The organism is Streptomyces sp. JL2001, from assembly GCF_050917515.1.
Classification (GTDB): Bacteria; Actinomycetota; Actinomycetes; order Streptomycetales; family Streptomycetaceae; genus Streptomyces.
Genome location: NZ_CP169421.1, coordinates 5,697,723 through 5,712,912 on the forward strand (window position 1 = coordinate 5,697,723; position 15,190 = coordinate 5,712,912).

16 protein-coding genes are annotated in these 15,190 nt (G+C 71.8%); 8 read left to right on the forward strand and 8 right to left on the reverse strand.

The window, feature by feature from the left end:
- Window positions 1-48 precede the first annotated feature (48 nt).
- Window positions 49-792, forward strand: coding sequence for an endonuclease/exonuclease/phosphatase family protein (locus ACE1OA_RS25385; protein ID WP_356603219.1), 744 nt, complete (start codon window positions 49-51; stop codon window positions 790-792).
- 92 nt (window positions 793-884) lie between these two features.
- Here ACE1OA_RS25385 and ACE1OA_RS25390 read toward each other — a convergent pair whose 3' ends face one another.
- Together ACE1OA_RS25390 and ACE1OA_RS25395 are read right to left on the reverse strand one after the other, a co-directional pair.
- Complete coding sequence (locus ACE1OA_RS25390) at window positions 885-1,499, reverse strand: hypothetical protein (protein ID WP_432753438.1); 615 nt, start codon at window positions 1,497-1,499, stop codon at window positions 885-887.
- The gene (locus ACE1OA_RS25395) at window positions 1,492-2,274 is read right to left on the reverse strand and encodes an alpha/beta hydrolase (RefSeq protein ID WP_356603223.1); all 783 of its coding nucleotides are present in this window, start codon (window positions 2,272-2,274) and stop codon (window positions 1,492-1,494) included. Before ACE1OA_RS25395 ends, ACE1OA_RS25390 begins: the two co-directional genes overlap by 8 nt.
- 191 nt (window positions 2,275-2,465) lie before the next feature.
- Here ACE1OA_RS25395 and ACE1OA_RS25400 point away from each other — a divergent pair, with 191 nt between their 5' ends.
- The 4 genes from ACE1OA_RS25400 (at window position 2,466) to ACE1OA_RS25415 (ending at window position 6,233) form a co-directional block, all read left to right on the forward strand.
- Entirely contained in the window at window positions 2,466-3,197 is a 732-nt protein-coding gene (locus tag ACE1OA_RS25400) for a lysophospholipid acyltransferase family protein (protein WP_384868696.1), read from the forward strand.
- Window positions 3,198-3,232: 35 nt separating this feature from the next.
- Window positions 3,233-4,441, forward strand: a complete 1,209-nt coding sequence (macS, locus tag ACE1OA_RS25405; RefSeq protein WP_356603227.1) for a MacS family sensor histidine kinase — start codon at window positions 3,233-3,235, stop codon at window positions 4,439-4,441.
- Window positions 4,442-5,146: a response regulator transcription factor gene (locus ACE1OA_RS25410; RefSeq protein WP_356603229.1), complete on the forward strand. Its 705-nt coding sequence runs from the start codon at window positions 4,442-4,444 to the stop codon at window positions 5,144-5,146.
- Window positions 5,147-5,231: 85 nt separating this feature from the next.
- Window positions 5,232-6,233 carry a 2-hydroxyacid dehydrogenase gene (locus ACE1OA_RS25415; RefSeq protein ID WP_361312878.1) on the forward strand — a complete coding sequence of 334 codons (1,002 nt, stop codon included), beginning with the start codon at window positions 5,232-5,234 and terminating at the stop codon, window positions 6,231-6,233.
- Window positions 6,234-6,435: 202 nt separating this feature from the next.
- On the opposite strand, the gene ACE1OA_RS25420 is transcribed toward ACE1OA_RS25415, so the two are convergent.
- Together ACE1OA_RS25420 and ACE1OA_RS25425 are read right to left on the reverse strand one after the other, a co-directional pair.
- On the reverse strand, window positions 6,436-8,304 hold the full coding sequence (locus tag ACE1OA_RS25420; protein ID WP_432753439.1) for an anthranilate synthase family protein: 1,869 nt from the start codon (window positions 8,302-8,304) through the stop codon (window positions 6,436-6,438).
- A 97-nt stretch (window positions 8,305-8,401) separates the two neighbouring features.
- A complete protein-coding gene (locus ACE1OA_RS25425; protein ID WP_356603235.1) occupies window positions 8,402-8,509 on the reverse strand; it encodes a trp operon leader peptide in 108 nt (35 codons plus the stop codon).
- A 50-nt stretch (window positions 8,510-8,559) separates the two neighbouring features.
- Here ACE1OA_RS25425 and ACE1OA_RS25430 point away from each other — a divergent pair, with 50 nt between their 5' ends.
- Both ACE1OA_RS25430 and ACE1OA_RS25435 read left to right on the forward strand, forming a co-directional pair.
- The gene (locus ACE1OA_RS25430) at window positions 8,560-9,912 is read left to right on the forward strand and encodes a class II 3-deoxy-7-phosphoheptulonate synthase (protein ID WP_384868671.1); all 1,353 of its coding nucleotides are present in this window, start codon (window positions 8,560-8,562) and stop codon (window positions 9,910-9,912) included.
- 135 nt (window positions 9,913-10,047) lie between these two features.
- Window positions 10,048-10,302, forward strand: coding sequence for a (2Fe-2S)-binding protein (locus tag ACE1OA_RS25435; protein WP_356603237.1), 255 nt, complete (start codon window positions 10,048-10,050; stop codon window positions 10,300-10,302).
- A 55-nt stretch (window positions 10,303-10,357) separates the two neighbouring features.
- Here the strand turns inward: ACE1OA_RS25435 and bfr are convergent, their stop codons facing one another.
- Window positions 10,358-10,834, reverse strand: a complete 477-nt coding sequence (gene bfr, locus ACE1OA_RS25440) for a bacterioferritin (RefSeq protein WP_147977631.1) — start codon at window positions 10,832-10,834, stop codon at window positions 10,358-10,360.
- Between the two features lie 174 nt (window positions 10,835-11,008).
- On the opposite strand from bfr, the gene ACE1OA_RS25445 reads away from it, so the two are divergent.
- On the forward strand, window positions 11,009-11,641 hold the full coding sequence (locus ACE1OA_RS25445) for a sulfite oxidase-like oxidoreductase (protein WP_356603239.1): 633 nt from the start codon (window positions 11,009-11,011) through the stop codon (window positions 11,639-11,641).
- A 25-nt stretch (window positions 11,642-11,666) separates the two neighbouring features.
- On the opposite strand, the gene ACE1OA_RS25450 is transcribed toward ACE1OA_RS25445, so the two are convergent.
- The 3 genes from ACE1OA_RS25450 to pknB all read right to left on the reverse strand — a co-directional run bounded on the left by ACE1OA_RS25450 (window position 11,667) and on the right by pknB (window position 15,126).
- The gene (locus ACE1OA_RS25450) at window positions 11,667-12,236 is read right to left on the reverse strand and encodes a DUF4396 domain-containing protein (RefSeq protein ID WP_356776387.1); all 570 of its coding nucleotides are present in this window, start codon (window positions 12,234-12,236) and stop codon (window positions 11,667-11,669) included.
- A 97-nt stretch (window positions 12,237-12,333) separates the two neighbouring features.
- Window positions 12,334-13,185 (reverse strand): deoxyribonuclease IV, encoded by an 852-nt coding sequence (locus ACE1OA_RS25455; RefSeq protein ID WP_361312885.1) that lies wholly within the window; start codon window positions 13,183-13,185, stop codon window positions 12,334-12,336.
- 6 nt (window positions 13,186-13,191) lie between these two features.
- Window positions 13,192-15,126, reverse strand: a complete 1,935-nt coding sequence (pknB, locus tag ACE1OA_RS25460; RefSeq protein WP_432753440.1) for a Stk1 family PASTA domain-containing Ser/Thr kinase — start codon at window positions 15,124-15,126, stop codon at window positions 13,192-13,194.
- Between the last annotated feature and the right edge of the window lie 64 nt (window positions 15,127-15,190).

Consider the following 15,190-nt stretch of genomic DNA (forward strand, 5'->3'; position numbering starts at 1 on the left):
CGTCGCGTCCTCCACGGATGCGGCGGGCGTTGTCGTATGTTGCTGGCCATGGCGATCAGTGACCTGCCCAACTCCCGCACAGAGGAAGACGGTTCGGCCGTCGTCCGGGTGCTGAGCTACAACGTCCGGTCCCTGCGGGACGACGAGGACGCCCTCGCCCGGGTCGTCCGGGCCTGCGCGCCCGATCTGGTCTTCGTCCAGGAGGCGCCGCGGTTCTTCCGCTGGCGCAAGCACGCGGCCCGGCTCGCCGCGAAGAGCGAACTGGTCGTGCTCACCGGCGGCGCCACGGCCGCGGGGCCGTTGCTGATGTGCTCGCTGCGGGCCACGGTGGAGCGCACCGAGGACGTCCTGCTTCCGCTCACGCCCGGGCTGCACCGGCGCGGCTTCGCCACCGCCGTCGTCCGCTTCGGCGGAGCCCGGGTCGGCGCGGTCAGCTGCCATCTGAGCCTGCGGAAGGACGAGCGCTACGCCCAGGCCGGGATGCTGCTCGACCGGGTCGCCGCGCTCGGCGTACCGCACACCCTCGTCGCCGGCGACCTGAACGAACGCCCCGACGGCCCGAGCTTCACCCGCCTGGCGAAGGAACTCCAGGACGGCTGGGCGGTCAGCCCGTGGGGCGGCGAGTACACCTCGCCGTCCGGCGCCCCGCACCAGCGCATCGACGCGATCCTGGCCACCCCGGGCGTGGAGTTCCTCGGCTGCGGCGTCCCGACGGACCTGCCCGAGGCGGACCTGCGGGCGGCGACGGACCACCTCCCGGTCCTGGCGGCGGTCCGCATCCCGGCCGGCTGACCGACGGGGCCGCCGGCCGGCGCCCGCGGCCCGGGCGCGTGGCATCCGGCCCGCGCGGGCCGCGGGCCGTCCGGGGGAGCGGGCGTCCCCGGCTACACGACCGCGCCGCGCCCCGGGTCGTCGTAGCCGTCCTCGTCGTCGTCGTGCCTCATCCGGGCCACCAGCGTCGCGAAGCCGCCCAGGAAGCCGCCGACGCAGACGGTCGTCAGCCACCAGGTCATGTCCCACTGGAGCAGTACCGCGAGCAGCATCAGCACCGGGCCGCCCACCACGCCCAGCCACGCGAACTTCGTCGTCGCGTCGGCCTCGGGCAGCGGAGGCGGCTCCGGGGGCACGAAGTGGCCCTCGTCGCCGTCGCGGCCGTCGGGGGTCCGGTCGTCACCGGTCTCGTCGTCCGGGTCCGCCACCGCGTAGTCCCGCGGACCCGTCCCCACGCGCACGCCGGGCGCGAACACGATCGAGCTGCCGAGGGCGGGCTTGTCCGGCTTCCCCGGTTCCTCCGGGTCGGCGGCCGGGCCCTGGTGGTCCTCGTCGTCCTCGTCCCCGCCCTGGTCCTCCTCCGGGAGCGCCAGGTCCTCCACCGACCGGAAGGGCCGGGCCCCCGGCGGGTCCGCCGGCTCATCGCCGTACCCGGCGACGATCGCGGCCCAGGCCGCCTCCTCGTCGATGGGCTGCGGCTCGCGCTCGCCGTCCTGCTGTTCAGCCACCGCTCGTGCTCCCCTTCTCGTCGGCCGCCAGCGGAGCGAGCCGGCCCACGAACGCCCAGCTCTCCTCGAAGATCCGCTCCGCATCATGGTCCAACGTCGCCACGTGGTAGCTCTGTTCCAGCAGGATCTCCGTCACGTCCGTCGAGGAGACCCGGCTCAGGACACGGGCCGAGTCGGCCGGCGGCACCACGTGGTCCTGCGGGCTGTGCAGCAGTACCAGCGGCTGCGTGACCTGCGGCAGCTCCGCGTCGACGACCTGGAAGAAGCGCCGCAGCGAGTGCGCCGCGTGCAGCGGGACGCGGTCGTAGCCGACCTCGGTCGCCCCCTCCTTGGCGATGTCGCTGGCGATGCCCTTGGTGGAGGCGACGAGGTGGCGGGCCACCGGCAGCGCGTGCGCGGCCAGGCCGTGCACCTTGTTGCCCGGGTTGACGAGGACGATCCCGCGGATCGCGTCGCCGTAGCGGGCCGCGAGCCGCAGGGTCAGCGCCCCGCCCATGGAGAGGCCGAAGACGAAGACCGTCTCGCACCGCGCGAGCAGTTCCTGCAGGGCGCGGTCCACCTCCGCGTACCAGTCGTGCCAGGTGGTGAGCTGCATGTCCTCCCAGCGGGTGCCGTGCCCGGGCAGCAGGGGCAGCGACACCGTCAGCCCGCGCTCGGCCAGGTACTCGGCCCAGGGGCGCAGCGACTGAGGGGAACCGGTGAATCCGTGACAGAGAAGGACGCCTACCTCCCCGCCCTCATGGCGGTACGGCTCAGCTCCAGGAAGGACCGGCACCGGGGTCTCCTGTTCGTGGGTTCGACGAAGCGACGACAAAAGGGGAAGGACCTTCACCGTACGCGACCGGACCGACACCGACCAGGGCCGTTCGCACGATGGTGCCGAGCCCGTCGCGGCTCGGCCGAGGCCGTACGGGATAAGGTCTCTCCCACAGCACACGGAAGGTACCCGAGTTGATCTACGGCGCAATGAAGTTCTCCATCGGAGGGTCCCTGAAGCTCGCCTTCAGGCCTTGGGTGGAGGGCCTCGAGAACATTCCCGCCGAGGGGCCGGCGATCCTCGCGAGCAACCACCTGTCGTTCTCCGACTCGTTCTTCCTGCCGGCCGTCCTGGACCGCAAGGTCACCTTCATCGCCAAGGCCGAGTACTTCACCTCGCCGGGCGTGAAGGGCAAGCTCACCGCCGCCTTCTTCAAGGGCGTCGGCCAGCTTCCGGTGGACCGTTCCGGCGCGCGCGGCGCGGGCGAGGCGGCCATCAAGGCCGGCATCGAGGTCATCGAGAAGGGCGGGCTCTTCGGGATCTACCCGGAGGGCACCCGCTCGCCCGACGGGCGGCTCTACCGCGGCAAGCCCGGCGGCCTCGCGCGCGTGGCCCTCGCCACCGGAGCGCCCGTGATCCCGGTCGCGATGATCGACACGGAGAAGATCCAGCCGCCCGGCAAGGTCGTCCCCAAGCTGATGCGCCCGGGGATCCGGATCGGCCAGCCGCTGGACTTCACCCGCTACCAGGGCATGGAGGGGGACCGCTTCATCCTCCGCTCGGTGACCGACGAGGTCATGTACGAGATCATGAAGCTGTCCGGCCAGGAGTACGTCGACATCTACGCGACCGCCGCCAAGCGGCAGATCGCGGAGGCCGAGAAGGCCGCGAAGGAGGCCGTCAAGGCCGAGATCGCGGCGCGGGAAGAGTCCGGCGCGTAACCCCTGCGGGGGCGGACCCGGGGTGGGTGGGGGAGATGGCCAAGCGCGAGCGTGTCGTGCGCATGTCGGTCGAGCAGCCGCTGTGGCGCGCGCTCACCGCCTACCGCGTCCTGACGATGATCTACGCGGTACTGATCTTCGTCTTCGCCCGTGACGCCTTCGAACGGCCGTGGGTGGCGGTCGCGTTCCTCGCCGTGATGTGCGTGTGGACGCTGGCCACCCTCCCGAAGGTGGCGAACGCGGTCAGCTGCACCAAGGGCTTCCTGGTCGCCGACCTCGCGATCGCCCTCGTCGGCATCCTGCTCACCCCGCTCGCGGACGAGCAGGCCCGGTCGGTCGACGGCCCGACGCTGCCCTCCATATGGACGGCCGGAGCCGTCCTCGCGTACGCGATCAAGGGCGGCTGGCGCTGGGCCGGCTTCGCCTCCTCGCTGGTGGCCGTCGCCAACCTGGCCGAGCGCGGCAGCCCCAGCCGGGACACGCTCCACAACGTCCTGCTGGTCTGGGTGGCGTCCATCGCCATCGGCTACGTCGTGGAGGTCGCCCGCGCCTCCGAACGCACCCTGGCCCGCGCCCTGGAGATCGAGGCCGCCACCCGCGAGCGGGAGCGGCTCGCCCGCGACATCCACGACAGCGTCCTCCAGGTGCTGGCGATGGTGCAGCGGCGGGGCACCGCGCTGGGCGGCGAGGCCGCCGAGCTGGGCCGGATGGCCGGGGAACAGGAGGTCGCGTTGCGCACCCTGGTCGCCGGCGGGCTCACCCGGCCCTCACTGGTCTCCGAGGACGAGTCCGAGGGCGCGGTGGTCCGCTTCGTCGAGGAGCCGGACGACGACGCTCCGGTCGACCTGCGCACCCTGCTCGCCCCGCGGGCGGGTGCACGGGTCACGCTCTCCGACCCGGGCGTGCCGGTCCTGCTGGCGCCGGCCGCGGCCCGCGAGCTGACCGCCGCCGTGTTCGCCGCCCTGGACAACGTCCGGGTGCACGCGGGCGGGGACGCGCGGGCGTGGATCCTGGTCGAGGACTGGTCCGACGAGGTCGTCGTCACGGTCCGGGACGACGGCCCCGGCATCCCGGACGGGCGGCTCGCGCAGGCCGAGGGCGAAGGCCGGATGGGCGTCGCCCTGTCCATCCGGGGACGGCTGCGGGATCTGGGCGGAACGGCCGAGCTGATCTCGGTACCGGGCCAGGGCACGGAAGTGGAACTGAAGGTCCCGCGGGACCCACGGGGGAAGGTGAACGGATAGATGAGCGAGCAGCAGACGCGGACCGACCGGCCGGCGGACGGCCGCCCGGTCAGGGTGATGGTCGTCGACGACCACCCGATGTGGCGGGACGCGGTCGCCCGCGACCTCGCCGAGGCCGGACTGGACGTGGTCGCCACGGCCGGCGACGGCGAGCAGGCCGTGCGGCGCGCGAAGGCCGTCGGCCCGGACGTCCTCGTGCTCGACCTGAACCTGCCGGCCAAGCCCGGCGTGCAGGTGTGCAAGGAGCTCGTCGGCGCCGACCCCACGCTGCGGGTCCTGGTGCTCTCCGCCAGCGGCGAGCACGCCGACGTGCTGGAGGCGGTCAAGTCCGGTGCCACCGGCTACCTGCTCAAGTCCGCCAGCACCGCCGAGCTGATCGACGCCGTGCACCGCACCGCCGTGGGCGACCCCGTCTTCACCCCCGGCCTCGCGGGCCTGGTGCTCGGCGAGTACCGCCGCCTGGCCTCCGAGCCGGAGCCGGCCGCGGGCGCCGACGAGCCGAAGGCCCCCCAGCTCACCGAGCGCGAGACCGAGGTGCTGCGCCTGGTCGCCAAGGGACTGAGCTACAAGCAGATCGCCGAACGTCTGGTCATCTCGCACCGCACCGTGCAGAACCACGTCCAGAACACCCTGGGCAAGCTCCAGCTGCACAACCGCGTGGAGCTGGTCCGGTACGCCATCGAGCGCGGCCTCGACGACGCCTGAGGCCGGACGCCCCGGGGGCCGGGCGCCTCCGGGGGTCGTATATTCGCCGGGACCAGACAATTCCGGCACACCCCGGAGGGGCTCCGTGGAAATCCTGGCGTTCGGCGTGCAGGCGGACGAGAAGCCGATGATCGAGAAGGCCTTCGAGGGCCACCACGACGTCCGCTGCCTGGAGGTCTTCCTCACCGAGGACACCGCGCCCATCGCGGCCGGCTACGAGATCGTCTCCAGCAGCGTCAACGCCGACCTCGGCGGCCGCGTGCTGCGCACCCTCCACGCCGGGGGCACCCGGATGATTTCCCAGCGCTCCACCGGCTTCAACAACATCGACCTCGACGTCGCCGCCCGGCTCGGCCTCACCATCGCCCGCGTCTCGTACTACTCCCCGTACTCCGTCGCCGAGTTCGCCTGGACCCTGGCGACGGCCGTCAACCGCCGGATCGTCCGCGCCTCCAACCGGACCCGCGACTTCGACTTCCGGCTCGCCGGACTGATGGGCCGCGACCTGCGCGGCCGCACCGTCGGCGTCGTCGGCACCGGGAAGATCGGCGAGGCCTTCACCCGGATCGCCCACGGCTACGGCATGAGGCTGCTCGGCTGGGACATCGCCGAGAACCCCGCCTGCCTGGAGCTCGGCATGACGTACGTCGACAAGGAGCAGCTCTTCGCCGAGGCCGACCTGATCAGCCTCCACGTCCCGCTGCTCCCCGCCACCCAGCGGCTGATCGACGCCGCCGCCCTCAAGGCGATGAAGGACGACGCGCTGCTGGTGAACTCCAGCCGCGGCGGCCTGATCGACACTGAGGCGCTCGTCACCGAACTCCGCGCCGGCCGGTTCGCCGGGGTCGGCCTCGACGTGTACGAGGCGGAGGCCGGGCTCTTCTTCCTCGACAAGTCCCTGGAGGTCGTCCGGGACGACACCCTGGCCCGGCTCATGACCTTCCCGAACGTCCTGGTCACCTCCCACCAGGCCTACTACACCCTCGACGCGGTCGGCCAGATCATCGACGCCACCGTGCGGAACGTCCTCGACTACCTCGCGGGCCGGCGCAGCGAGAACGTCCTGGTCCCGTCCGACACCCCCTAAGGGCTGTCCCGTAATCCCCGGCGGGCGCACGACGCCGGCTACGGCACTCCCCCAGCCTTCGGCCGGGGGTGCCCCCACGCTGCGTTGTCGGATCGCCCGAATACGCCCAGTATGAGAGCGGCCCTCCGCCTTGCGATGCACCGCATCCGACGCCGTGCGCCAACCCACCGCGGATTACGGGACAGCCCTTAGAAGGACCGCCCTAGACCAGCACCCCGGCGAGCAGCGACGCGGTCAGCGCGGCCCCGTCCCGGGTCAGGACCGACTCCGGGTGGAACTGCACACCGGCGAAGCCCGGACCGCGCAGCGCGTGCACCTCGTCCGTGGCCGGGTCGCGGCTCACCTCGATCCGGTGCAGCGCCAGCTCCGTCGCGGCCCGGTCGTCGCAGCGGGCCGTGAAGCTGTTGTAGAAGCCCACCGTCTGCTCCTGCCCGAAGAGGTCGATCCGCATCTGCGCGCCCTGGAAGGGGGTCCGCTTGCGCACGATCTCCAGACCCAGCTCCGCCGCGATCAGCTCGTGGCCCAGGCACACCCCGAGCAGCCCGTGCCGGTGTTCCCGTACGAGATCGGCCGTGAGCGCGCGGAGGAACCGCATCTTCGGATCGGCCGCGTCACCCGGGTCGCCCGGCCCCGGACCGAGCACGACCGGCCCCTCGTGGCCGAGCGCCAGCTCCCGCAGCCCCGGCTCGTCGTAGCGGAGCACCGAGACCTCCAGGCCGGAGGAGCGCAGCAGGTGCGCGAGCATCGCCGTGAAGGTGTCCTCCGCGTCGACGACCAGCGCGTGGCCCGTCAGCTCGGCCGCCCGCACCTGCATCTTCAGCCAGAACGGCGCGAGGTCCGCCCGCCGTGCGTCCAGGGCCGCCCGGACCCGCGGGTCCTCGGCCAGCCGCGGCGCCCGCGGCGAGGCGTCGCGGGGCCGCCCCTCCCGCACACCGAGCGCCGTGAGGACCCCCGCCGCCTTGGCGTGGGTCTCGGCGACCTCGCCCGCCGGGTCGGAGTGGCGCACCAGCGTCGCGCCCACCGGTACCCGCAGCCGGCCGTCCGCGTCGATGTCCGCGGTCCGGATCAGGATGGGGGAGTCCAGGGTCTGGGTCCCCGTGGCGTCCGTGCCGAGCAGCGCCAGCGCGCCCGCGTAGTAGCCGCGGCCGCCGGTCTCGTGGCGCTCGATGACCCGGCAGGCGTTCTGCACCGGCGAGCCGGTGACGGTCGCCGCGAACATGGTCTCCCGCAGGACCTCCCGCACGTCGAGGGATGAACGGCCGCGCAGCTCGTACTCCGTATGGGCGAGATGCGCCATCTCCTTGAGACGCGGCCCGATCACCACCCCGCCCCGGTCGCCGACGGTGCACATCATCTTCAGCTCCTCGTCGACCACCATGGAGAGCTCCTCCGTCTCCTTGCGGTCGGCCAGGAAGGCCAGCAGGTCCTCGGGGGTCGGGGCCGCGCCGGCCGGATACCGGTAGGTGCCGCTGATCGGGTTCATCACGACCGTCCCGCCGGACATCCGGACGTGCACCTCCGGGCTCGCGCCGACCAGCGTGCGGGACCCCGTGTGGACGACGAAGGTCCAGTACGCGCCCCGCTCGCCCGCCAGCAGCCGCCGGAAGAGCGCGAGCGCGTCGGCCCGCCCGAAGCCGGGGATCTCGCCCGTGTAGGTCCGGCGGATGACGAAGTTCGCCCCTTCGCCCGAGCCGATCTCCTCCTCCACGACCCGGCGCACCGTCCGCGCGTAGAGCTCGTCCGACACGTCGAAGCCGCCGCCCTCGACCCGTACCTCGTGGGCCGGAAGCCGCTCCATCGCCTCGGACAGCGGCAGCTCGTACGTCTCCTCGGCGACGAGGAAGGACAGCGGAGTGCCGTCGTCGCGGACGTCGAAGCCGCGCTCCCGGATCTGCCGGAACGGCACGAGGGCGAGGGTCGGCCGGTCGCCGACCGGCAGCTCGGCGAGCCGCTCGGCCTCGTGGACGGCGCCGATCAGCACCTCGACGGTGTCGTGGTCACGTCCGGGGGTGCGTCGGCGCAGCAGCGCGAACGGGGGGCAGGAGTCGTCGAGGAGACGGGAGAGGTCCATGCGGTACGTCGTTCCTTCCGTGGAGCGGAGAGGAACGGCCCTGGAAACGGAAGAAGGCCGCCCCTCGGGCGGCCTTCGCGTGTTCGGGTACGCGCAGTCAGTGGGCCGCCGGATGAGCGGTCCACCACCAGTCACGGGTCGTCTGCGCGAACATGCCGGTGATGGTAGCCCATCCAAGATGTCCCGTCCGTCTCTTCCGTCTCATCAAGCGGTCACTGGCGTGGACGGAGTCCTCGGCCACGTACTGTGGGTCGTGTGACCGTGAACGCTGAACCCCACGCCGTCGCCAAGGCGACCTGGCGAGACCTGCCCGCGGCGCAGCAGCCTGAGTACCCCGATGCCGAGGCTCTGCGCGATGTGATCGCGGACCTCGAGTCGTATCCCCCGCTCGTGTTCGCGGGCGAGTGCGACCAGCTGCGCGCCCGGATGGGAGCCGTCGCCCGTGGCGAGGCGTTCCTGCTCCAGGGTGGCGACTGCGCCGAGGCCTTCGACGCCGTGTCCGCCGACCACATCCGTGCCAAGCTCAAGACGCTCCTCCAGATGAGCGCCGTCCTCACCTACGCGGCCTCCGTGCCCGTCGTGAAGGTCGGCCGCATCGCGGGGCAGTACTCGAAGCCCCGTTCCAAAGGGACCGAGACCCGCGACGGCGTGACCCTGCCGACCTACCGCGGCGACTCCGTCAACGGCTTCGACTTCAACGAGAAGGCCCGCGTCCCGGACCCCGAGCGCCTCAAGCGGATGTACAACGCCTCCGCCTCGACGCTCAACCTGGTGCGCGCCTTCACCACCGGTGGTTACGCCGACCTGCGCCAGGTGCACGCCTGGAACCAGGACTTCGTGAAGTCGTCCCCCTCGGGACAGCGCTACGAGCAGCTGGCGCGCGAGATCGACAACGCGCTGAACTTCATGAAGGCCTGCGGCACCGACCCGGCCGAGTTCAAGGCGGTGGAGTTCTACTCCTCGCACGAGGCGCTGCTGCTCGCCTACGAGGGCGCGCTGACCCGCACGGACTCGCGTACCGGCAAGCTGTACGACACCTCCGGCCACATGGTCTGGATCGGTGAGCGCACCCGCCAGCTGGACCACGCGCACATCGAGTTCTGCGCGCAGATCGCCAACCCGGTCGGCATCAAGCTCGGCCCGACCACCACGGTCGACGAGGCGCTGACGTACATCGACCGCCTGGACCCCGAGCGCGAGCCGGGCCGGCTGACCTTCGTCGTCCGCATGGGCGCCGACAAGGTCCGGGACAAGCTCCCGGAGCTGGTCGAGAAGGTCACCGCCTCCGGCGCGGTCGTCGCCTGGGTGACGGACCCGATGCACGGCAACACCTTCGAGGCGGCCTCGGGGCACAAGACCCGGCGCTTCGACGACGTGCTCGACGAGGTCAAGGGCTTCTTCGAGGTCCACAAGGCCCTCGGCACCCACCCCGGCGGCATCCACGTCGAGCTCACCGGTGACGACGTCACCGAGTGCGTGGGCGGCGGCGACGAGATCTTCGTCGACGACCTGCACCAGCGCTACGAGACGGCCTGCGACCCGCGCCTCAACCGCAGCCAGTCGCTGGACCTGGCGTTCCTGGTGGCGGAGATGTACCGCGACCAGTGAGCGTGATCAGTAGGTAGCTTCCTACGACGGTGGGGCACGGATCGATGTGATCCGTGCCCCACCGTCGTCACGAGGGCTTTTACGCGCCAGACCCGCCGGGTAAGGTTAGGTTAGCCTTATCGATCCCGGCGGGAGGTGAACCGCGTGTACGTCTGCTCATGCTTCGGTGTCACGGAAAAGCAGGTCAAGGAGCACGCGGACGCGGGCGCCTGCACGCCTCGCCAGATCGCCTCCGCCTGCAAGGCCGGCACCGACTGCGGCTCCTGCGTACGACGCATTCAAGCCATACTGGGCCGCGGCAACTGCCCGCGACGGGAGCTCGTGGACCAGGGCATCCCGGCCCTGACGAGTGAGCCGGCCGTACCGGAGGAGCTCTCCGAGGCCGCCTGAGGGCCGCTCTCCCGCCTGCGGCGCCGTGTACCGCCCGCCGCCCCCGGGGCGGGACCTAGCTCGGCTGCTCGATCAGCGTCGAGATGTACAGCGCCTCGCCCAGGCTCTCGATGAGCTCCAGCTGGGTGTCGAGGTAGTCGATGTGGTGCTCCTCGTCGGCCAGGATCTCCTCGAAGAGGTTCGCCGAGGTGATGTCGCCCTTGGTGCGCATGACCTCGATGCCGCGCTTGAGGCGGTCGATCGCCTCCACCTCCACCTGGCGGTCCGCCTGGAACATCTCCGTGATGGTCTGGCCGACCCGGACGTGGAAGAGCCGCTGGTAGTTGGGCAGGCCGTCCAGCATCAGGATGCGCTCGGTCAGCTTGTCCGCGTGCTTCATCTCGTCGATGGACTCTTCGCGGGTGTACTTGGCGAGCTTCGTCCAGCCCTTGTTGTCCTGGATGCGGTAGTGCAGCCAGTACTGGTTGATGGCCGTCAGCTCGCCGGTCAGCTGCTCGTTGAGGAACTCGAGGACCTCGGGGTCGCCCTGCATCGCAGAGGCTCCTTCCACGCATGTCTGTGTCGTGACTGGGCAGGATGGCGGCATCCTCGCACCACGCATGGGGGGCGTCCAGTAAGTGCAGGCTTAGTGGGAGTTGCCCGAATCGCACGAGGTCGGAGGTTGCCTGGTCATGACCACCCCTCGCGGTCTGTCACCATGGATGACATGGGTCAGCCGGAGAGCGGAGTACACCGGGAAGCAGGACAGTCGGATCTTCCGCCGGGACAGCGGCTGCAACGCGGCTGGCCGGTCACCCATTACGGTCCCGTCCCCAAGTTCAAGCCGGACCGCTGGGAGTTCAGGGTCTTCGGTGCCACGGCGGACGGCGACAAGCGGTGCTGGAACCACGAGGAGTTCTCGGCCCTGCCGTTCGCGACGGTCGTGGCCGATCTCCACTGCGTGACGAAGTTCAGCATGCTGGGGGCCGAATGGGGCGGCGTCCCCGCCCGGACGATCCTCGACCTGGCCCCGCCGGCCGCGAACGTCACGCACGTGATGGTCTGGGCCGAGTACGGCTTCAGCGCCAACATGCGCCTGGCCGACTTCGCCTCGGAGCGCACGATCTTCGCCACCCACAAGGATGGTGAGCTGCTCACCGCCGAGCACGGCTTCCCGCTCCGGCTCGTCGTCCCGCACCTCTACGCCTGGAAGGGCCCGAAGTGGGTTCGCGGCGTGGAGTACATGACCGCCGACCGCCGCGGCTTCTGGGAGGAGCGCGGCTACCACAACATCGGCGACCCGTGGACGGAGCAGCGCTACTCCTACCAGGAGGAGCCGGGGGACGGACCGGAGCTGTAGCCCCGGCGGTCCGCCCCCGGTCCGTTCAGTGGTGGTACCGGTGCACCACCGCGTGTCCCTTGCCCCGGCCGATCATCCACTTGTTGACCGGCGTGGTGAGGACGAAGGCGGCGGCCAGCGCGATCGCGAGGACGACCCAGAACAACGCGTCCGTCAGGTGCGCGTCCATGGCGCCCGGCCACAGGGCGATCACGCCGTTGTCGATCAGTTCCATGACGGCGATCGAGAGGGTGTCGGCGGCCAGCGCGACCTTGAAGGCGGTCCGGAAGTCGACGCCGGCCTTCAGGACGCCGCGCAGGGTGAGCGCGTAGCCGAAGAAGAAGGCCAGGACGATCGCCAGGACCATCGTCGGCATGTTGCCCCAGCCCAGCGCGGTACCGATGACCATGCCGAGCACCTCGCCGATGGCGCAGCCGGTGAGGCAGTGCAGCGTCGCCTTGGCGGCCGTGGCCCAGGTGACCCCGCCGGAGGCGTGGTGCGCGTGATGACTCCCGTGCCCGCCGCTGTCGTGGCCCTCGTGACCTCCGTGGGCCTGGTGGCTCCCGTGGCCCTCGTGGCCGGTGTGGTGGTGCTCGGTGTGCGCTTCGTGCTCCATGACGGGCCCCAAACGTCGAGTAGCGGTTCCTGCCTCTTCAGGAACCGTATACCCCCCTGGGGTATTCCTCAACGGTGTGATGCGCGTGCCGGGCCGATCACTCCCTGAGCTTCTTCAGCCGCTCCACGTCCGCCGCGTGCCCCTCGGGCCCGCCGGGCGTCTCGATGACCAGCGGCACGCCCTCGGTCGCCGGGTGGGTGAACAGCGTCCGGAACGGCTCCTCGCCGATGTGCCCGGCGCCGATGTTCGCGTGCCGGTCCTTGTGGGCGCCGACGACGTCCTCGGAGTCGTTGGCGTGGATCAGCTTCAGCCGTCCCTCTCCGACGGTCGCCACCAGCTCGTCCAGGGTGCGCGCCATGCCGTCCGGCCCGGTCAGGTCGTGGCCGGCGGCGAAGATGTGACAGGTGTCCAGGCAGATCCCCAGCCGGGGGTGGTGGTCGAGGGCGTCGAAGTACGGGCCGAGGTCCTCCGCCCGCGAGCAGAGCGAGGAGCCCTGCCCCGCCGTCGACTCCAGCAGCAGGAACGGGTCGTCGTCGTGGGTCAGCTCGTCCAGCAGCGGGCGCATCCGCTCCCGCACCTGCGCCAGCGCCACCTCGCGCGGCCGGCCGCCGGTCGCCGAGCCGGTGTGCACCACCACACCCCGCGCACCGATCTCCCGGGCGCGGCGCAGCGAGTGGCGCAGTGAGGTCACCGAGTGCTCGACGGTGGCCTCGGTGTGGGAGCCGAAGTTGATCAGGTACGGGGCGTGCACCCAGGCGGACAGGCCCTCGGCCTCGCACTCCGCGCGGAAGCGTTCGTCCTGCGCCGGGTTGCCGGCGGGCGTCGCCCAGCCGCGCGGGTTGGCGACGAAGACCTGCACGGTCTCGGCGCCGAGCGTGCGTGCGTAGCCGAGTCCTACGGTGGCGAGGCCGCCGGCCACGGGGACGTGGCCGCCGACGGGGTTGCGCATGAGTCTCTACAGTCCCTTGATCGTGATGGTGATCGTGGAGCCCTCGGCCGCCGTGGAGCCGCCGCCGACGGACTGCTCCGCGACCGTGTTCCCGAGGTAGGGGAAGGACTTCTCGACCTTCACCTCGAAGCCCGCGCCCTCCAGCTCCTCGCGCGCCTCGTCGACCGTGGCGCCCACGACGTCCGGTACCGCAACCATCTTCGGGCCCTTGGAGACCGTGAGGGTGATCGTGTCCCCCTTGGCGGCCCGGCTGCCCTCGGCCAGCGACTGGGCGGCGATCGTGCCCGCGTCCTCGGGGGAGTCGATCCGCTCGGTGGCGACCCGCACGGTGAGGCCGGCCTCCTGGAGCGTGCTCGTCGCGTCCGCCACGCTCTCGCCGGTCACGTCCGGGACGTCGATCGGGGCGCCCTTGCTGACGACCAGGGCGACCGCGGAGTCGGGGGTGCGCTCGGTGCCCGGCTCGGGGTCCGAGCCGATCACCGCGCCCTGCGGGACCGACCGGCTGAAGGTGTTCGTGACCACGCCGGTGGCCAGCCCCTCCTGCTCCAGCAGTTTCTTCGCCTCGGCCAGCGGCTTGCCCTTGAGGTTGGGGACCTTCACGACCTCGGGCCCGCGCGAGAGGGTCAGCTTCACCGAGCCGTTGCCGCGGATCCGCTCGCCGGGGGCCGGGTCGGTGTGCATCACGGTGCCGCGCTCGTAGACCTCGCTGAAGGCGCGGTCCGTCGTGCCGACGTCGAGCCCGGCGTCGGCGAGCCGCTTCGTGGCCTCGGCCTCCGTCTGGCCGAGCACGGCCGGGACCCGGGTGAACTGGCCGGAATTGATGTACCAGACGCCCGTGCCGATCCCCAGGATCAGCAGGACGGCGGCGACGACCAGCAGCGGACCGCGGGACAGCAGGGGTGCCCGGCCCGGCCCCGGGGCCGGGGGGAGTCCGGGTGTCGGGTGCGCGGCCGGCACGGGCACCGGCGGCGGGGTCAGCCTGCTGGTGTGCTCGGGCAGGACGCGCGGGATCACGCTGGTCGGGTCCTCGGACGGGGCGGCCGGCCCGGCGGCGTCCTCGCGGCGCGCCTGCGGCGGCACCAGGTCCAGCTGTTCGTCGCTCAGCGCGGCGCGGGCCTCCCGGGTCCGGGCCAGCAGGTCGACGGCGTCGTGGGGGCGGACGTCCGCGTTGCGCGCGGTGGCGCCCGCGACCAGTTCGTCCAGTTCGAGCGCGAGGCCCGGGACGGCGGCCGACGGGGCGGGCACGTCGGTGTTCAGATGCCGGTAGAGCACCTGGGCGGGGGTGTCCCCGGTGTGCGGCTTGCCGCCGGTCAGCATCTCGTACAGGACGACACCGCAGGCGTACACGTCGGCGCGGGTGTCGGCGGTGCCGTGCTCGATCTGCTCGGGCGCGAGGTAGGAGACGGTGCCGAGGACGGCGCCGGTGGTCTGGGTGGCGGAGCCGACGGCCCGTACGAGCCCGAAGTCGGCGACCTTGACCCGGCCGTCGTCCCCTATCAGCACGTTCTCCGGCTTCATGTCCCGGTGCACGAACCCGGCCCGGTGCGCGGCGCCGAGCGCGGCGAGCACCGGCTCCAGGATGTCGAGGGCGGCGCGGGGCTGGAGGGCGCCGCGTTCGCGCAGGACGTCGCGCAGCGTGCAGCCGGCGACGTACTCCATGGCGAGGTAGACGTACGCGCCGTCCGCGCCCTGGTCGAAGACCCCCACGACGTTCGGGTGGGACAGCCGAGCGACGGACTTCGCCTCGCGGATGAACCGCTCGACGAAGGTCGCGTCCGTGGCGAGCGACGGGTGCATCACCTTGAGCGCGAGCACCCGGTCGAGCCGGATGTCGACGGCCCGGTAGACCGTGGCCATCCCGCCGACGGCGATGCGCGCGTCGACGCGGTAGCGGCCGTCGAGCAGCTGCCCGACGAGAGGGTCCTGAAGGGTCGTGTCCACGGCCCCGAGTTTACGAGTCCGGGGGCACGGCGCGGTCCGCGTGGCCGGGACGGGCCCGTACTGC

What these genes read in the sequence shown, in the direction of transcription:
- ACE1OA_RS25385 (WP_356603219.1), top strand. Translation starts at nt 49, where the DNA reads ATGGCGATCAGTGACCTGCCCAACTCCCGCACAGAGGAAGACGGTTCG.
- ACE1OA_RS25400 (WP_384868696.1), top strand. Translation starts at nt 2,466, where the DNA reads ATGAAGTTCTCCATCGGAGGGTCCCTGAAGCTCGCCTTCAGGCCTTGG.
- macS (WP_356603227.1), top strand. Translation starts at nt 3,233, where the DNA reads ATGGCCAAGCGCGAGCGTGTCGTGCGCATGTCGGTCGAGCAGCCGCTG.
- ACE1OA_RS25410 (WP_356603229.1), top strand. Translation starts at nt 4,442, where the DNA reads ATGAGCGAGCAGCAGACGCGGACCGACCGGCCGGCGGACGGCCGCCCG.
- ACE1OA_RS25420 (WP_432753439.1), bottom strand. Translation starts at nt 8,304, where the DNA reads ATGGACCTCTCCCGTCTCCTCGACGACTCCTGCCCCCCGTTCGCGCTG.
- ACE1OA_RS25425 (WP_356603235.1), bottom strand. Translation starts at nt 8,509, where the DNA reads ATGAGACGGAAGAGACGGACGGGACATCTTGGATGGGCTACCATCACC.
- bfr (WP_147977631.1), bottom strand. Translation starts at nt 10,834, where the DNA reads ATGCAGGGCGACCCCGAGGTCCTCGAGTTCCTCAACGAGCAGCTGACC.
- ACE1OA_RS25445 (WP_356603239.1), top strand. Translation starts at nt 11,009, where the DNA reads ATGGGTCAGCCGGAGAGCGGAGTACACCGGGAAGCAGGACAGTCGGAT.
- ACE1OA_RS25450 (WP_356776387.1), bottom strand. Translation starts at nt 12,236, where the DNA reads ATGGAGCACGAAGCGCACACCGAGCACCACCACACCGGCCACGAGGGC.
- ACE1OA_RS25455 (WP_361312885.1), bottom strand. Translation starts at nt 13,185, where the DNA reads ATGCGCAACCCCGTCGGCGGCCACGTCCCCGTGGCCGGCGGCCTCGCC.